Below are 15679 nucleotides of genomic sequence, written 5' to 3'. Positions count from 1 at the left end.
GACTTAAAGATCAACGTTTAAACCAATTGCGTACTTGCGGTGATAAGGGTATGCCCAGCCGAACCCGTCGGTGATGGATTCCGGATCGAGGTATTTTTTGATCGCGGAAAACTCGAAGATATTTTCCCCCGAAACGAATACGCGAACCCGCCCCATTTTCCATTTATTCGTCAGGCTTTGGGGAAGCGTATAACCCAGCGTGATATTCTTCACGCGCAGGTAAGAAGCATCCTGGAGGTATCCCGACTGGGGAAGGTCCAGGCCCACTTTATTCCCGTTGCCATCCCGGTAATTATTGTCGGCCAGCCAGGATTGCATGACCGGGAAAGCAGGATCCAGGTTTGCATCGGCCAGTCCAGCATCAAGGTAAGCCTGCGAATGCCCCGAGCGCTCCTGCGGGCTATCCCCTTCAGACCGGTAAAAATCCAGGTTCCAGGGATACACATTTGCATAAGGCTGTTGGTAGGGGCCCCAATACAGGTAATGCTGCGGGTAAAAATCGATTTTGCCAATCCCCTGCAGGAAAACGGAGAGGTCTATATTGTTCCAGCTCATATCCAGGTTAAAACCGATGCGGTACCGGGGGCTCGTATTCCCGATTATGCTCAGGTCTTTGGGGTCTGTTTCGCTGATACCCGCTTCTATTTTCCCGTCCCCATTCAAATCTTTGTACTTTGGCCATCCCGGAACAATGTCCAGCGCGCCCCAGGGGATGAGTGAGCTTTCGTCCAGAGCAGCGATCTCTTCCTCATTCCGGAAAAGGCCGTTATTGGTAAGGCCCCATATTTCCCCGATCTCCTGCCCTTCCCGGTAGTTGCCCAGCAGCAGCTGGTCGTTCTTGAACCGGGTGATCTCTGACCGCGAATCGGATAAGATCATCTTGGCGCTCAGGAAGAAAGGCTTGGAAGCCAATTGGTAAGTGTCCATATATTGCAGCATCAGCTCCCATCCCCGGGTGGAAAGATCGGCGGAGTTCTGCCGGGGCGGAGAAGTACCCAGCACAGCCGGCAATTCCACGCCCTGGGTAAGCATGCCTTTCGTGTCCCGCACATAATAATCAAATGAAGCCTGCAGCCGGTCCTTAAAAAACCCAATATCTGCTCCGACGTTCATGGTGACCACCTTTTCCCAGGTATAATTATCCGGGTCTACGTTCAGGGAAGGCGCGCCCGTGATCACCGTTTGCCTGCTGCCGTCTATCAGGTAACCCGACAAGTTCAGCGGAAGCGTTTGCAGGTAGCCAAAGTAATCCACGTCCTGGTTTCCCAGCTCGCCGAGGGAGGCGCGGAATTTAAGCGTGGTGAGCGTGTTTCCCGCATCCTTCAGTAAAGGTTCCTCGCTGGCGATCCAGGCAGCAGATACCGAAGGGAAGAAACCCCAGCGATTGGATGCCGGGAAGCGGGATGACCCGTCATAGCGCCCGTTCCCTTCCAGGATGTAGCGCCCTTTATACGTATAATGAATTCGCCCGAAATAACTCCGGATCCCGTAGCGGGCGTCACCGCCGAAACCCCGGGGAACTTCAATGGTTGCCTCTCCGCTGGTCAGCGCAATAAAGGGTACGGAAGAAGAAATAATACCGTTCCGGGTAGCGCGCACCAGCGACCATTCATAGCTTTCCTGGTTATAGCCCGCCAGCAGCTGCAGGCCGTGATCCCCGAAGTTTTTATTATAATTCGCGTAGAGGTCATATACATCGTGGTTCACATTCCCGTTGGATTCCCTCACCCATCCCGAGCCACCCTCCTCCCGGATATCATCGGGACCAAAGCCGATAGAATATTTTTTTGAGTCGGTATGGTATTTCCATAACTCTCTTTTAAAGCTCGCATTCGCCGTGATCTTAAGCTCACCCTCCAGGAAAGTGGCTTCAGCGCGGATAACATCCTGGAACCCGAACCGGGTACTGACGTTCCTTCCCCCGTCCGTTAATTGAGCGGCCAGCCTTCCCGCCCCTGTATTCGCCCAGGAACCGTCAGGATTTTTGGCTACATCAATTGGCCGGAGGTAATACACATCGGTAACACTGTAGGTGGGCGCATCCCTTTCCGGCTGGTATATATTCAGGTTATTATCCAGTTTCAGCCAGCTCAGCGGCGAAAAATTCAGCCTTGCCCGGAGCGAATAACGGGTCCAGTCATCCGGAGTCAGTTTATTCAGACCGTTTTCGTAGGTATAGTCCGCTGACAGGTAATAACCAATGGGCGCCTTTCCTGCCTGTGCGGAGCCGCTGAAGGCAAGGCTGTGATATTGGGAAAAACTGGATTCATTGAAAAAATAGTCGTTCCAGTTGTTATTCCCCATATAGGCCCAGCGACTTGGATCTTCCGGATCCGGGCGCACTTCTTCAATGGAAGGATCATCCGACCGCGCCCTGGCCCAGCTATAATGCTCATCCGAATAATTCACATAATCCCAGGGAGTATTATTGGTAGAAAGCTCCAGTACCCGGGAAAAGATATACGGATCGGTAACCGGCTCCGGCATCACCGTCCTCCTGGACAGGGAGAAATAGTTATTATAGCTGACGGTCTGCTTCCCTGAAATGTTACCCGCTTTGGTCGTTACCAGCACTACTCCGTAAGCGGCCCGGGCCCCGTAAATGGCCGCGGAGGCCGCATCCCTTAACACGGAAATGGAGGCAATATCCGAAGGGTTCAGCCTTAAAAGGTCATCTGTGGCCGAGGCGATACCGTCTATGACGATGAGGGGCGAGCCGCCGTTAATGGATGTAAACCCGCGTACGTTTATATTGGGAGTAGTGCCTGGCTGCCCGCCGGAATACGTAATGTTAAGCCCCGGGCTTACGCCCTGAAGCCCCTGGAACACGTTGGCCAGCGGTCTTTTTACCAATTCTTCGCCGGAGATCTGGTCCACCGCCCCTGTTACGTTGATCTTTTTCTGCGTACCGTATCCTACAACGACCACCTCTTCCAGCGCCTGCATATCCTGCTGCAGCGCGGCATCCAGTGAACTCCTGCCGTTCAGGGACTCTTCCAGGGTTTTATACCCCACGAAGGAAAAAACAAGGACAGCGTCTGAAGGCACCCCGCTCAGGGAATACCGGCCTTCGGCATCGGTTGCCGTTCCGTTTTGCCCGCCTTTAACAACAACACCCACACCGGGAAGCGGCGTGCCGTCGGCGGCGTCGGTCACAACGCCCGTAATCTGCACCTGCTGAGCCAGGCAAGGCATCCACGCTACCAGGAGGAACAGCCATAGCATTCTTTTCATTTTCAGTTGATTTAGGGTCAGGTTAAAAATCGCGTGGTACAACATGCAGCAAATAAAAGCTTCCGCTGTTAGTTGACCGTCAACACAAACCTAAATAATTATTAGTAGATTGTAAAGTTTTTATTGAATGAATGTTCAATTAATATTTCGGCTAAGTCCTGCTTGGAAAACAGGATTTTTTTAGCATATTAGTACCCAATGGGAAGAAAAAGTTTGAAAGAAGCCCGGCGTTCGGAAATCGTCAAGGTATTTTACCGGGTAGCTAAGAAAGAAGGCCTGGAAAACGTGTCTATTGCAAAAATTGCAAAAGTGATGGATATTAATCCCAGCCTGATCATGCACTATTTCCGGACCAAGGAGGATCTCGTCAGTTCCCTTATCGACTTTCTCCTTGACAGGTGGCTGAAAATATTCGACAGGAATGCCCTGGAAAAGCCCGCGTCGAAAGAAGCATTGATGGAAATGATCAATGCCCTGTTCTCAAAAAAATGGAACGTTTTGTTTGACGACAAGGTTTCTTACAGCTGTTATGCCCTGATATTCAGGAATAAGAAGATCCGCATGCGTTATAAATCGGTTTTGGATTCCCTTCATCATACACTCGCTGCCTTTATTGAAAAATGCCGGAAGGAGAACATCCTGCAGACAGAGGACCCTGTCTTCGCCTCAAGGATCATATTTGCGCTGGTGGACGGGGCTTACTATTACCTGAGCCTGGAGGATGATAAAGATCAATACCGCCTTAGGCTGGAGCAATACAAACAAAGGGCGATCTCTGTATTAAATTTGTGTTAGTGAGGTGGCGCGCCGCCGGGAAGTTGCCCGCCGTTCCTGCGGTTACCGGCCTTCCTCTTCCGGGAGCCGGCAATTATTGCGAAAATGGCGAAACAACCTATTCCCAGCCAAAGAAGGTTGGTCACCACATTGGGGTAATCATTAAAATGAAAAGCATTGGCAATAAGCCCAACGGCTCCGAGTACGTTCAGGAAATGGTATAAAATACTGTCTGATCTCAGTTTACCCAGGGTAAGCAGCAGGTAGGCCAGGATGTACATGGCCGCGCCTACCCATCCGATGATCACGAGCGTCATTTCAGGCCTCCCAGGATCATGGTTGGCATGACGGGTTCACCTGGTGGCCGGGGCCAGAACAGGCACCCGCCGCCGCAGCAATTCAAATACACCGAATAAAAGCGCCGAATAAACCAGGTTGCCCAGGAGCATCTTCAAAAAGAAGGGGAATCCGGCCGCGTAACAGGCCAGCAAACCGCTAAGGCTTCCGGGATACAGGGTACGGTAGAGCGGATCCCACATCCAGGAGGCGAAATCAACGATCAGCCAGAAAACGACAGCGCCGGCAACAGCGGCAAGCAGTACCGAGGTAACGCGTACCTTACGAAGAAGGAGTATGCCGGTCAGCGTAACAGCGATAAAAGCCAGGTAAACGCCTATCATGGAAGAATGAAAAAGAGAAAAGCCTTCCGTATAAGCGGCGTGGATGGTATTGTTAAGGACTACATCGCTGATCCACAGGGAAGCCAGCGGAACCAGGAAAGCCATCCACCGGCTGGCATAGTAAGCCGAGCCAAACAAGGCCATGGCGCCCACAGGCGTAAAATTCCATCCGTGAGGTATAATCCGGCTCAACGCCGCGGTGAGAATGATCCCGGACAACACGATCACACCTGTCCGGTTATTACTGCTGATCTTTTCCATTTGTACTTTATTTCGAAAACGGCTTCAAAATTACTAAAATTATTTCAGCGGCAGGCTGTTATTCTTCCTTGTCCCTTATCTGGTTGAACAGCTTGTCCATCTTTTCCACATATTCATTGGTATCGTCCACAAAAAATTCAAGCTCGGGAACGATCCTTGCCTGGTTGCGGATCCGCTTGCCCAGTTTATAACGGAAATCCGCCGCATGGAGTTTTACTGTGTTAATGGCCTCCTTTACGTCGGGAGCGTTATAAAAACTTAGGTAGACTTTCACGCCAGACAGATCGGGCGTTGCCCGCACCATGGTAACGGTTACCATCACATTAGGAAGAATGTGCTGCATTTCCCGCTGAAAAATATCCCCCAGGTCTTTCTGCACCAGGCGGGCGAACTTCTGTTGTCTTTTACTCTCGGCACCCATTCTGTCAAAAGTAGCAATTATTCCTCAAATTGCGGCGCGCCGGGTGCTGCGAATAAAGGAAACCGTTTGAAACCCGTGTAAACCCTTATAATTGGTACACAGCCCGGCAGGAGTACGGCTTAATATACCGCGTTTAACAGTAATTCTTTACTTTTATCTCCTTATAAATCCCAAACCGATGAAGAGAATAAGCTTTATTGCCCTTTTTACTTTCCTGCTTTGCTGCCGCGCAGCTCTTTCGGCGCAGGAGATCGCCCGCCTCACCGTGGAGCCGGCGCCGCGGGAAAGAAACGATGTGCCTGTTTCCGCCAGCCTGGACAAGATCACCTTCCGGAATGACTCCACCTTGCAGCTTTTCGAGGTAACAAGTTCGGGCAAGGTCCCGGTTGCTTTCCAGGTGGAACACAGCCCCCGGGGAAGGCTCATCTGGTGGATACTGAAGGGCCGGACGCCGGCAGGTAAGGAACGGGTATTTGAACTTGCTTCGGGCAAAGCTTCCGCAACCGGCATGGGCGGCATTACCACAGAACTTGAAAACGGGGGACTCGTGATCCGCACCGGCGGACGCCCTGTTCTCAACTATCAATATGAAACCCTGTATCCGCCCCAGGGCGTGGATACAGCCTATAAACGCAGCGGCTTCATTCATCCGCTATGGAGCCCTGAAGGCAAGGTGCTTACCACGATCCAGCCGCGCGACCACTATCACCATTATGGCATATGGAACCCCTGGACGCATACGGCCTTCCGCGGCGACACCATTGATTTCTGGAATCTTTACCAGCGGGAAGGAACTGTCCGTTTCGCCGGCTTCAGCGAAAAAGAAAGCGGCCCTGTATACGGAGGCTTCCGGGCAAGACAGGAACACGTGGCCCATCCCTACGGCGATAAAACCGTGGCGCTGAACGAAGTCTGGGATGTGCGGGTATTCAACCTGGGGGATGGCATGTGGTTGTGGGACTTCACTACGGAACTTAACTGCGCCACTTCGGACCCTGTCACCCTGCTGGAATATCGTTACGCCGGCTTTGGCTTTCGCGCCACCGAACAATGGACCAACAAGAACAGCAGCGTACTCACGTCGGAAGGAAAAACCCGCAAGGACGCCGATGGAAGCACGGCCAAATGGTGCATCATGAAAGGGGAGGTGGACGGCTCCGATGCAGGCATCCTTTTCATGGGTTACCCTTCCAATTATAATTTCCCTGAACCGCTTCGCATCTGGCCCGAAAACGCCAACGGGGGCCGCGGCGATATGTTCTTTAATTTCGCACCCACAAAGAACATGGACTGGGAACTCGAACCGGGGAAAACCTATGTGCTGCGTTACCGCATGCTGGTATTTGACGGGGATTTAACGGCAGAGCAGGCAGAACAAACCTGGCAGGCCTTTGCGCATGCCCCGGAGGTTACTGTGGAGTTGCCAACCGGCAAAAAAAAATAGGGTACCTTCAATAAACTTTCAGGTTGCAGGGCAATGCTACCTGTTGAAAGGGTATTTCAGCGCCGGGGTTCCTGATCAGGTCCAGGAGCAGGTTGGCGGCTTTTTCGCCGATCTGGTAAGGTTGTTCCTGAATGGAGGCCAGGGGTTGCTTGTCCAGGTACTCGAAAAGGGGCAGCGCGCCGAAACCGATGAACTCTATTGCCTGGCCATCGGTGGCAGCCCTTGCTTTTTTCAGGTACTGCAAGGCGTCCAGCATCACGTAGTCTTTAAAGGCAAGGATGGCGGTGGGAGGCTGGGGGCTTGCCAGCAAGGCCTTGATAGCGCCGTGATTTCCGCCGGAGGTAAGGTCGCTGACTTTTACCAGGGTCGGATCATAGGCGATTTCGTGCTGCAAAAGAGCATCCCTGTATCCGAGAAAACGTTCCGTACTGGCTACCCATGATACCGGACCGTTAATATAACCAATCCTGCGGTGCCCTCTTTTAATCAACAGTTCTACTGCTTCCAGGGCGCCTTTATAGACGTCGCTGGTTACATTATGACAAGGCAGCTGTGTTGGCTTCCGCACAAAAAATACGACCGGCACGCCCGAGCGCTGCAGGTCGGTAATGTGTGAATAATCCGTTGTGTTCTTCGTAACGGAAATGATCAACCCATCTACCCGGTTCCGCTGCATGATTGAAAGCAGCTGCTTTTCCCGCTCCACATTTTCATGCGACTGGCAAATCAGTACGCTGTAGTCATGGTCCATCGTATAATTCTCGATGCCGTTAACCGCCAGGGAGTAAAACTGGTCAAGCAGGCTGGGAAGGATCACCCCCAGCGTGAATGTTTTCTGCTGCTTGAAGTGAATGGCAGCCTGGTTCGGAACATAATGCAGTTCCTTGGCCAGGGCCTTGACCTTTTCCTTTGTGACCAGGCCTATCCCGGGATAATCGTGAAGGGCCTTGGAAACCGTCGAGGGGGAGAGATTAAGCCGTTGGGCCAACTCTTTAATTGTGATCAATGCTGCTTCGCTCCTTTTCTATCTATTTTCCCATGCTAATTTATCAAAAAATTGCGAAAACGATTGAACAAGTACATAATGCCCTTTTTCCGGCTATCTGCGTATATTAGCTGTTAAAGATTGGCGGATACCTGCTGATTATCCGTAATTTCCATTTTTCAAACTTATTCGTTCCTCCAAACTCAATGGTTTAAAGACTTTATGAAATTACTTATAGCTGCTGTTATCATGCTGCTCCAGGTTAGCTGGGCGGCAGGGAATGAGGCATATGCCCAGAACAACGTAAAATGGAAAAAGGTCCAGGTACTGCTTTATACCAAGAACGGGAAAGGCTATGTTCATGACAATATTCCCAATTCCATTGAAGCCATCAAGGCACTGGCCGCCCAAAATGGGTTTAAACTGGACGTTTCGGAAGACCCGGGTGTTTTTACCGAAGAGAACCTTAAAAAATACGACGCCCTTATTTTTTCGAATACCAATAATAATGTCTTTGATACCGATGCACAGAAAGTGGCCTTTATGCGGTACATCCAGGCAGGAGGCGGATTTATGGGTATCCATTCCGCTTCCGGCACCGAACGCCAGTGGAAATGGTTCAAGCAATGCCTGGGAGGCACCTTTTTCTTCCATGAGCCTTATAAGCGGTTTGATGTGGTCATCCTGGACCATTCCCATCCTTCCCTTGCACATTTGCCGGAACGCTGGTCAAAGGAAGACGAATGCTACTACCTGAAAGAAATGAATGTGGACCTCACGGTACTGGCCGTAAACGACATGAGCGTATTCCTGGACAAAGCGAATCCGCGAAGGCCCAACACCTTCGGGAACGTATTCCCATCGGTCTGGTGCCAGGAGTTTGACGGAGGGCGCCAGTGGTATACTTCCCTGGGGCACAATAAAGAAGATTACAAAACCCCCGAATTCAGGCAGCACCTCCTGGGAGGATTGCAATGGGTGATCGGAAAGCAGAAACCGCTGGATTATAGCAAAGCCTATGCAAGCAGTCCCGATGATGAGGTAAGGAAATAAGATATTAAAATTTAAACTAACAGATATGAAACCTAAAAACAATACGCAAACAGGCAGAAGGGATTTCCTGAAGACTTCCCTGGTCGGATCGGCAGCGGCCTTTATGGTTCCCACGATTGTGCCTTCGACCGTTTTCGGGAAAAGCGCGCCCAGTAACAAGATCAATATCGGCCAGATCGGCTGCGGCCGGATCGCGCTGTCACATGATATGCCCTCCACGCTCCGGTATGACGAAGCCAGGATGATCGCCGTTTGCGATGTGGACATTAAAAGAAAGGAAGGAGGCCGGGCCTGGGTAGAGAAATTTTATGCCGACAATAAGAAACCAGGCTATATAGACGTGAAAATGTATGATGACTACAAGGAAATGCTTGCCAATAAGGACATTGATGCAGTCATCGTAAGTACTCCCGACCACTGGCATGCCCAGCCGGCAATGGAGGCAGCGCTGGCGGGAAAACATATTTACCTGCAGAAGCCCACCTCACTCACCATCGAAGAAGGTCGGATGATGAGCGACACTGTTCACAGGACCGGTGTAAAGTTCCAGCTCGGAAGCCAGCAACGCTCCATGGATCCCTGGCCACAGTTCAAGAAGGCCTGCGAACTGGTGCGGAACGGTCGTATCGGAAAACTCCATACCGTAAAAGTAGGGTTGCCCGGCGATCCTGCCGGGGGGAATCCTGAGGAAATGCCCGTACCGGAAAACCTGAATTACGAAATGTGGCTGGGTTCTACCCCATGGGCTTATTATACGCTTGACCGCGTGCATTCGCAAACGGATGTCTTTTCCCGTCCCGGCTGGCTGCGATGCGAACAGTTCGGCGCCGGCATGATCACCGGCTGGGGCGTGCATCATATTGACATTGCCCATTGGGGCATGGGAACGGAATTCTCCGGCCCCCTGGAAATAGAAGCAACTGCGCAATTCCCTGAAAATGGTTTATGGTCCGTACATGGCGATTTTGAAGTAACCGCAAAGTATGCGGACGATATTACCATGCACATCAGCGGAAAGCATCCGAATGGCGTCCGGTTTGAAGGCGAAGACGGCTGGATCTTCGTTACCCGCGGCAATGTGGGCGTAACCGCCTCCGATCCCGGCGCCGGCGACAAGAAATCCTCTCCCTTTATGGCCAGCGATCCCCGGATTTTGAAATCAGAGATCCGCGAAAACGAGCTGCACCTGTACGCCAGCCCCGAGCAGCATAAAAACTGGCTGGACTGCATCATTAACGGACAAACAACCATCAGCCCGGAAGAAGTAGCGCACCGTTCCTGCAGCGCCTGCCTGGTGGCCCATATTGCCATGAAAGTACCCCGCAAGCTGTACTGGGACCCCATCAGGGAGCGCTTCAAGAACGACGATGAAGCCAATAGCATGCTCTCAAGGCCTCAACGCCATCCCTATGGAACAAATTACGTGGTATAATGAAGAAAGCATTGATCATACTACTGAGCATGGCGGCGGCAGGCTGCAGTAAGCCAGGCGGGGATGCTGGCGGGGAACAAGACGGAAAGATCCGGCTCATGACTCTGGATCCCGGTCATTTCCATGCAGCGCTGGTCCAGAAATCGATGTATCCCCAGGTTGATTCCGTAGTACATGTGTATGCGCCGGAAGGCCCGGAGCTGAAAGCCCATATGTCGCTCATTGAGCTGTACAATACCCGCGCCGAAGATCCTACCGCCTGGGAGGAAAAAGTGTACACAGGAGATGACTTCCTTCAGAAAATGCTTTCTGAAAAGCCCGGGAACGTCGTGGTTATGGCGGGGAACAACCAAAAAAAGACGGAGTACATTCTTCAGTCGGTGGAAGCCGGCCTGAACGTACTGGCAGATAAGCCGATGGCCATTAATACCGAAGATTTCAGGCTGCTTCAAAAAGCTTTTGCAGCCGCGGAGGAAAAAGGTCTGTTACTTTACGATATCATGACCGAAAGGTACGAGATCACGACGCTGCTGCAGCGGGAGTTTTCCCGCCTTCCGGAAGTATTCGGAACGCTTGAAAAAGGAACCCCGGAAGACCCCGCGGTTACCAAGGAAAGCGTACACCACTTTTTCAAATATGTTTCCGGAAAGCCCCTGACCCGGCCGGCCTGGTTTTTTGACGTCGAGCAGGAAGGGGACGGCATCGTGGATGTGACCACGCACCTGGTGGACCTGATCCAATGGGAATGCTTCCCGGGCCAGGTAATCGACACCAGCGATATTGAGCTGCTGTCCGCCAGGAGATGGCCTACCGCACTGGGCATTTCCCAGTTCCGCAAAGCGACCGGCGTAGAAAACTACCCGGATTACCTGCTCAAGGATGTGGAAAACGATTCTGTATTAAATGTCTATGCCAATGGGGAAATGAATTACACGATCAACGGCATACACGCGAAAGTGTCGGTAAAATGGAATTTCCAGGCTCCCGAAGGCACGGGGGACACCCATTATTCCATCATGCGCGGAAGCAAGGCCAACCTGGTTATCCGCCAGGAGAAGGAACAGAATTACAAGCCCACCCTGTATATTGAACCGCTGGAAGAAAGCAGCGAATATGAAGAAGCGCTGAAAACATCGCTGGAAAAGATCCAGGCATCCTATCCCGGTGTGGAACTGAAAAAGGCCGCGAAAGGCTGGGAAGTGATCGTTCCCGATAAGTATAAGATCGGCCACGAAGCGCACTTTTCCGAGGTAACCAAGAAGTACCTGCAATTCCTTACCGGCGGAGGCATGCCCGAATGGGAAGTTCCCAATATGATCACTAAATATTATCTCACTACCAAGGCCCTTGAAATGGCCAAAGCCAATGACTGACCTCCTTACTCTTGATAATAAACTCGCCCTGATCACCGGAGGTGGCACAGGGCTGGGCCTTGGAATCGCCAGGGTATTTGTAAAACAGGGCGCCCGGGTGCTTATTACCGGGCGCCGCGAAACGGTATTGCAACAGGCATGCCTGCAGCTGGGCCCTCTTGCCTCTTATGCCGTTTCCGACATAACGGATTTTAAAACCCTGCCGGGATTTATCGCCGAAACCGAAGCCACAGCCGGAAGCATTGACATCCTGGTAAACAACGCCGGCATTCACCTGAAAAAGGATGCGCTCGATGTCACCGACGATGAATTTGAACAAGTGATCCGCACCAACCAGCAGGCCGTGTTCGCCCTTAGCAGGGAGGTGGCCAAATGCATGGCCGAGCGCCGCCGCGGCAGCATTATTATGATCAGCTCTATGGCGGCGCAATACGGATTGCCGAAAGTGATCGCCTATACCGCGGCAAAAACGGCTATCGAGGGGATGACCCGCGCGCTGGCCGTGGAATGGTCGCCCAAAGGCATCCGCGTAAACTGCCTCGCGCCGGGCTTTATTCAAACCGAAATGTCCTCCAGCGCATTGAACAATGACCCCGAGCGAAAGAACAAAGTCCTTGGCCGCACACCTATCGGCTCCCTGGGAGACCCCGAAGACGTGGGTTACGCAGCGGCCTTCCTCGCATCGGACGCGGCAAAATACCTCACAGGAGTAGTGCTGCCCGTAGACGGCGGAAATTCAATCGGATTCTGATGCGCAGCATAAACTAAGCTTACCCGCATGAAAATAACCGGCGCTAAATTGATTGTCTGCTCCCCGGGACGAAACTTCGTCACGCTGAAGCTAACGACCGACGAGGGCATCTACGGCCTTGGCGACGCTACACTGAACGGCCGCGAGAAGGCGGTAGCCACTTACCTGGAAGAATACTGCCTGCCTTCCCTTACTGGCCGCGACCCCTTCGATACGGAAGACACCTGGCAGTACTTTTACCGCTCGCCCTATTGGAAACGGGGCCCTGTTACCATGACCGCCATTGCAGCTATTGACATGGCGCTCTGGGACATTAAAGCCAAAGCGCTGAAGGTGCCTCTGTATAAATTACTTGGCGGAAAAACCAGGGAAAAGATCCTGGTATATTGCCACGCTAACGGCAGGAATGCAGGAGAAGCCCTGGACGACGTAGGACGCCACATGGAACTGGGATACAAAGCCATTCGCGTACAATCCGGCGTACCCGGTGTCAGGGATTCTTACGGCGTTCCCAGGCACGGGGAAAAATACGAACCGGCCCTCCGCGACCAGCTCCCGAAGGAAGGCCGCTGGGACACCGAAAAATACCTCCGCTTCGCCCCCACGCTCTTTGATGAAATAAGAAGCGCTTACGGCGAAGACCTGCATTTACTGCATGACGTCCATCACCGCCTGAAACCGGTAGAAGCAGCAAGGCTCGGAAAAGAACTGGAACCTTTCCGCCTTTTCTGGATAGAAGACGCTATTCCCGCCGACCTCCAGGAGGGCTTTCGCCTGATCCGCCATCATACCGTAACGCCTCTGGCTGTAGGAGAAGTTTTCAACTCGGTCCATGACTGCCACACGCTCATTACCGAACAACTGATCGACTACATCCGGATGACCATCGTCCACGGCGGAGGCATTACCCCGCTCCTGAAACTGGCCAACCTGGCCGCCTTATACCACGTACGCACCGGCTTCCACGGCGCCACCGACCTTTCGCCGGTCACGATGGCCGCCGCCCTGCATTTTGACCTGGCCATCCACAATTTCGGCATCCAGGAACACATGCCGCATTCCGAACTGACCGATGAAGTATTTCCTCATGCCTATTCTTATAAAGACGGCTATATGTACCCGGGCGACGCTCCCGGGCTTGGTGTAGACCTGAACGAAGAACTTGCTGCTAAATATCCTTATGAGCGCGCCTGGCTGCCGGCTAACCGGCTGGAGGATGGGACGATGTGGGATTGGTAGTTCGGTCGGCCCTGAATTCCGGGCCGCATATTGACGGCGGCGCTTCGCTGGCCTTACAATATGATGCCCGGAAGTTCAGGGCCTCCCTCTCTCATGAGACTTTCCGGAGTTTGCCTGCGTACTCGGCTGCGCTGCGCTGGCCTCTTTGAGATTGTACGGGGTTATGCATACTTGTAGTCGGGGGGGGCATCATTGGGGCTGTACGGAGTTATGCACCATCGGCTGCGCTGCGCTGGCCTCGTTGAGGTTTTCCGGAGTTATGCATTCGGGGGGCTGCGGCGTTGGACTCATTGAGGCTATGCGGAGTTTGGCAGGTTAGGGGGGCATCGCTGGTCTTATTCAAATTTTCCGGGAGTATGCAGGCTAGGGGGCCTTGCTGGCGCTGATTAGCGTTTATAAGGTATTTCTTCGCTTTTGATGGCAATCCGGTATCTGGCTTTGCTTGCGGGGGGAGTTGCTCGTTCTTTGGGCTTGGTGGAAGGGGGGGTGCGGCTTCGCTGCGCTTGCCGCGGGGGAGGGGGTGAGAGATCGATGGGCTTGCTGGTAGGGCTTGCAAGTGGGACGGGGGGGGTAATTCTTTGGGAAGAAGGGGGGGATTTCGGGTGGATGCTCTAAATTGGGATAATTCATCTTTTGGAGGGGGGGCTTGCAGTGCTTAAGGGTGAAAGGGTTGAAGAAGTGAATTATGGGAAAGACCGGGGATTGGGGGAAATAAAATGGACGCAGCGTTAGGTATTCAAATTGTCTCTTTGGCAGGGCTTGGCCAGATTTTGCTGGGGGTATCAAGTTTGATCATTCCCCGGATCCTGGATTACCGCCGCGAGCTTTTTAAGCTTCCGGCTTTATTGCGGCAGATGTTCATTACCTATTCACTTTACATTCTGGGGACCAATTTCTTTATGGGGATCGTGAGTATTGTTCTGCCTGAGCAATTGTTAGACGGAAGCGGTTTGGCGCTGGCGTTCAGTATTTATGCTGCGCTGTATTGGATGAGCCGTTTATTTATTCAGTTTTTCTATTTTGACCGGGCAGGCCTGCCCTCTGGAAAGTTTTTCCTGGTGGCCGAAGTTGCCCTGATCATCCTTTTTATTTTTTTATCATTTACCTATGGAATGGCGGTATGGATAAATTTCTGAGCATTTCCGCCGGATACCTGTGCTTCCAGCTCTTAAGCGGTTATTGGATAACGAAGATAACATCTGTCCGAACAGCCAGGCTCCTGGCTTGGATACATGCGCTGACGGCAGTTCTGGCCGGGCATTGGCTCACGCTTGAATGTTCACCTTTTGTACGCATGACTGTCATTATCGTTTTTCTGTTTGTTGCCATGAAAATTGTGGTTTGCAGCGATTACTATCCGGGCAGAAGCAAGTTGGGCCCTATTCAATGGGGCTGCTTTGCGCTCGCCTGGCCTGGGATGCGTCCCTCGCTGTTTGAAGAGATACCCTTTCGGCCGGTAACCGGAGGCGGAAGGCTAGCCTTTCAAGGTTTTTTGGCCATGATAATTGGTTGCGGGCTGTTATGGCTCGCCTCCACCGTTTCCGGAACCGGCAGTGGATCCTACTGGATAAAGTTTATTTTATCGCTAACCGGCCTCAGTCTCATGTTCCATTTTGGATTGTTACGGATAATAGCCGGATGCTGGCGGTTTGCCGGCTTAAATGTCAAGCAATTGTTCAACAAACCATTCCGAGCTGAAACCCTGGGAGAGTTCTGGAATAGCCGCTGGAACATAGCCTTTACGGAAATGACTGCTCTGAGCATTTATCGCCCCATCAGGAAAATGCAGGACAAACCCGCTGGAATAGTAGGCGCATTTCTGGCGTCGGGCATATTTCACGAAATCGCCATCAGCCTTCCGGTGATGAAAGGATTTGGTTTGCCTCTGATCTACTTTGCCATCCAGGGAGTTATGGTAATAATCCAGGAACGCGCGATAAAAAACTCAAAATGGTTCTTTAAGACCTGACGGCTATGGACGATCGCCTGCCTCCTAATCCCCCTGCCCCTGCTCTTTCATCGGCCCTTTATG

At 52.2% G+C, this 15679-nt stretch carries 14 protein-coding genes; 9 read left to right on the top strand and 5 right to left on the bottom strand.

Features of this window, described 5'->3' with window-relative positions; translation table 11 throughout:
- Positions 1-3: 3 nt before the first annotated feature.
- The gene (locus tag FRZ59_RS04240; RefSeq protein ID WP_132128076.1) at positions 4-3234 is read right to left on the bottom strand and encodes a SusC/RagA family TonB-linked outer membrane protein; all 3231 of its coding nucleotides are present in this window, start codon (positions 3232-3234) and stop codon (positions 4-6) included.
- A gap of 198 nt (positions 3235-3432) precedes the next feature.
- Here FRZ59_RS04240 and FRZ59_RS04235 point away from each other — a divergent pair, with 198 nt between their 5' ends.
- Complete coding sequence (locus FRZ59_RS04235; protein ID WP_132128075.1) at positions 3433-4029, top strand: TetR family transcriptional regulator; 597 nt, start codon at positions 3433-3435, stop codon at positions 4027-4029.
- Here FRZ59_RS04235 and FRZ59_RS04230 read toward each other — a convergent pair.
- Genes FRZ59_RS04230 through rbfA form a run of 3 tightly spaced genes read right to left on the bottom strand, consistent with a single transcriptional unit; the run spans position 4026 to position 5370 of the window.
- On the bottom strand, positions 4026-4325 hold the full coding sequence (locus tag FRZ59_RS04230) for a CBU_0592 family membrane protein (RefSeq protein WP_192901595.1): 300 nt from the start codon (positions 4323-4325) through the stop codon (positions 4026-4028). The two genes, FRZ59_RS04235 and FRZ59_RS04230, sit on opposite strands and share 4 nt — an antisense overlap.
- Before the next feature lie 36 nt (positions 4326-4361).
- Positions 4362-4949, bottom strand: coding sequence for a DUF6580 family putative transport protein (locus FRZ59_RS04225; RefSeq protein WP_132128074.1), 588 nt, complete (start codon positions 4947-4949; stop codon positions 4362-4364).
- 58 nt (positions 4950-5007) lie between these two features.
- Positions 5008-5370 (bottom strand): 30S ribosome-binding factor RbfA, encoded by a 363-nt coding sequence (gene rbfA, locus FRZ59_RS04220; RefSeq protein ID WP_132128073.1) that lies wholly within the window; start codon positions 5368-5370, stop codon positions 5008-5010.
- A gap of 178 nt (positions 5371-5548) precedes the next feature.
- On the opposite strand from rbfA, the gene FRZ59_RS04215 reads away from it, so the two are divergent.
- Complete coding sequence (locus FRZ59_RS04215; protein WP_132128072.1) at positions 5549-6814, top strand: DUF6807 domain-containing protein; 1266 nt, start codon at positions 5549-5551, stop codon at positions 6812-6814.
- A 7-nt stretch (positions 6815-6821) separates the two neighbouring features.
- Here the strand turns inward: FRZ59_RS04215 and FRZ59_RS04210 are convergent, their stop codons facing one another.
- Complete coding sequence (locus FRZ59_RS04210; RefSeq protein WP_132128071.1) at positions 6822-7820, bottom strand: LacI family DNA-binding transcriptional regulator; 999 nt, start codon at positions 7818-7820, stop codon at positions 6822-6824.
- 201 nt (positions 7821-8021) lie between these two features.
- On the opposite strand from FRZ59_RS04210, the gene FRZ59_RS04205 reads away from it, so the two are divergent.
- The 7 genes from FRZ59_RS04205 to FRZ59_RS04175 all read left to right on the top strand — a co-directional run bounded on the left by FRZ59_RS04205 (position 8022) and on the right by FRZ59_RS04175 (position 15616).
- Positions 8022-8852 carry a ThuA domain-containing protein gene (locus FRZ59_RS04205; RefSeq protein WP_132128070.1) on the top strand — a complete coding sequence of 277 codons (831 nt, stop codon included), beginning with the start codon at positions 8022-8024 and terminating at the stop codon, positions 8850-8852.
- Positions 8853-8877: 25 nt separating this feature from the next.
- A complete protein-coding gene (locus FRZ59_RS04200; protein WP_132128069.1) occupies positions 8878-10284 on the top strand; it encodes a Gfo/Idh/MocA family protein in 1407 nt (468 codons plus the stop codon).
- A complete protein-coding gene (locus FRZ59_RS04195; protein WP_132128068.1) occupies positions 10284-11657 on the top strand; it encodes a putative oxidoreductase C-terminal domain-containing protein in 1374 nt (457 codons plus the stop codon). The genes FRZ59_RS04200 and FRZ59_RS04195 overlap by 1 nt, the downstream gene beginning before the upstream one ends.
- Positions 11650-12408 carry an SDR family NAD(P)-dependent oxidoreductase gene (locus FRZ59_RS04190; RefSeq protein WP_132128067.1) on the top strand — a complete coding sequence of 253 codons (759 nt, stop codon included), beginning with the start codon at positions 11650-11652 and terminating at the stop codon, positions 12406-12408. The genes FRZ59_RS04195 and FRZ59_RS04190 overlap by 8 nt, the downstream gene beginning before the upstream one ends.
- 27 nt (positions 12409-12435) lie before the next feature.
- The gene (manD, locus tag FRZ59_RS04185; RefSeq protein ID WP_132128066.1) at positions 12436-13647 is read left to right on the top strand and encodes a D-mannonate dehydratase ManD; all 1212 of its coding nucleotides are present in this window, start codon (positions 12436-12438) and stop codon (positions 13645-13647) included.
- Between the two features lie 716 nt (positions 13648-14363).
- The gene (locus tag FRZ59_RS04180; RefSeq protein WP_132128065.1) at positions 14364-14783 is read left to right on the top strand and encodes a hypothetical protein; all 420 of its coding nucleotides are present in this window, start codon (positions 14364-14366) and stop codon (positions 14781-14783) included.
- Positions 14768-15616 carry an MBOAT family protein gene (locus tag FRZ59_RS04175; RefSeq protein ID WP_132128064.1) on the top strand — a complete coding sequence of 283 codons (849 nt, stop codon included), beginning with the start codon at positions 14768-14770 and terminating at the stop codon, positions 15614-15616. Before FRZ59_RS04180 ends, FRZ59_RS04175 begins: the two co-directional genes overlap by 16 nt.
- Positions 15617-15679: the final 63 nt, after the last annotated feature.

Source organism: Anseongella ginsenosidimutans, from assembly GCF_008033235.1.
GTDB lineage: Bacteria > Bacteroidota > Bacteroidia > Sphingobacteriales > Sphingobacteriaceae > Anseongella > Anseongella ginsenosidimutans.
The sequence above is the reverse complement of the archived record's forward strand: the minus strand, read 5'-3'. Positions and strand labels throughout refer to the sequence as shown.

Bases quoted from the DNA above. Each gene is read 5' to 3' on its own strand.
- FRZ59_RS04235 (WP_132128075.1), top strand. From the start codon at position 3,433: ATGGGAAGAAAAAGTTTGAAAGAAGCCCGGCGTTCGGAAATCGTCAAG.
- FRZ59_RS04175 (WP_132128064.1), top strand. From the start codon at position 14,768: ATGGATAAATTTCTGAGCATTTCCGCCGGATACCTGTGCTTCCAGCTC.
- FRZ59_RS04205 (WP_132128070.1), top strand. From the start codon at position 8,022: ATGAAATTACTTATAGCTGCTGTTATCATGCTGCTCCAGGTTAGCTGG.
- FRZ59_RS04215 (WP_132128072.1), top strand. From the start codon at position 5,549: ATGAAGAGAATAAGCTTTATTGCCCTTTTTACTTTCCTGCTTTGCTGC.
- FRZ59_RS04225 (WP_132128074.1), bottom strand. From the start codon at position 4,949: ATGGAAAAGATCAGCAGTAATAACCGGACAGGTGTGATCGTGTTGTCC.
- manD (WP_132128066.1), top strand. From the start codon at position 12,436: ATGAAAATAACCGGCGCTAAATTGATTGTCTGCTCCCCGGGACGAAAC.
- FRZ59_RS04230 (WP_192901595.1), bottom strand. From the start codon at position 4,325: ATGACGCTCGTGATCATCGGATGGGTAGGCGCGGCCATGTACATCCTG.
- FRZ59_RS04240 (WP_132128076.1), bottom strand. From the start codon at position 3,234: ATGAAAAGAATGCTATGGCTGTTCCTCCTGGTAGCGTGGATGCCTTGC.
- FRZ59_RS04190 (WP_132128067.1), top strand. From the start codon at position 11,650: ATGACTGACCTCCTTACTCTTGATAATAAACTCGCCCTGATCACCGGA.
- FRZ59_RS04195 (WP_132128068.1), top strand. From the start codon at position 10,284: ATGAAGAAAGCATTGATCATACTACTGAGCATGGCGGCGGCAGGCTGC.
- FRZ59_RS04200 (WP_132128069.1), top strand. From the start codon at position 8,878: ATGAAACCTAAAAACAATACGCAAACAGGCAGAAGGGATTTCCTGAAG.
- rbfA (WP_132128073.1), bottom strand. From the start codon at position 5,370: ATGGGTGCCGAGAGTAAAAGACAACAGAAGTTCGCCCGCCTGGTGCAG.
- FRZ59_RS04180 (WP_132128065.1), top strand. From the start codon at position 14,364: ATGGACGCAGCGTTAGGTATTCAAATTGTCTCTTTGGCAGGGCTTGGC.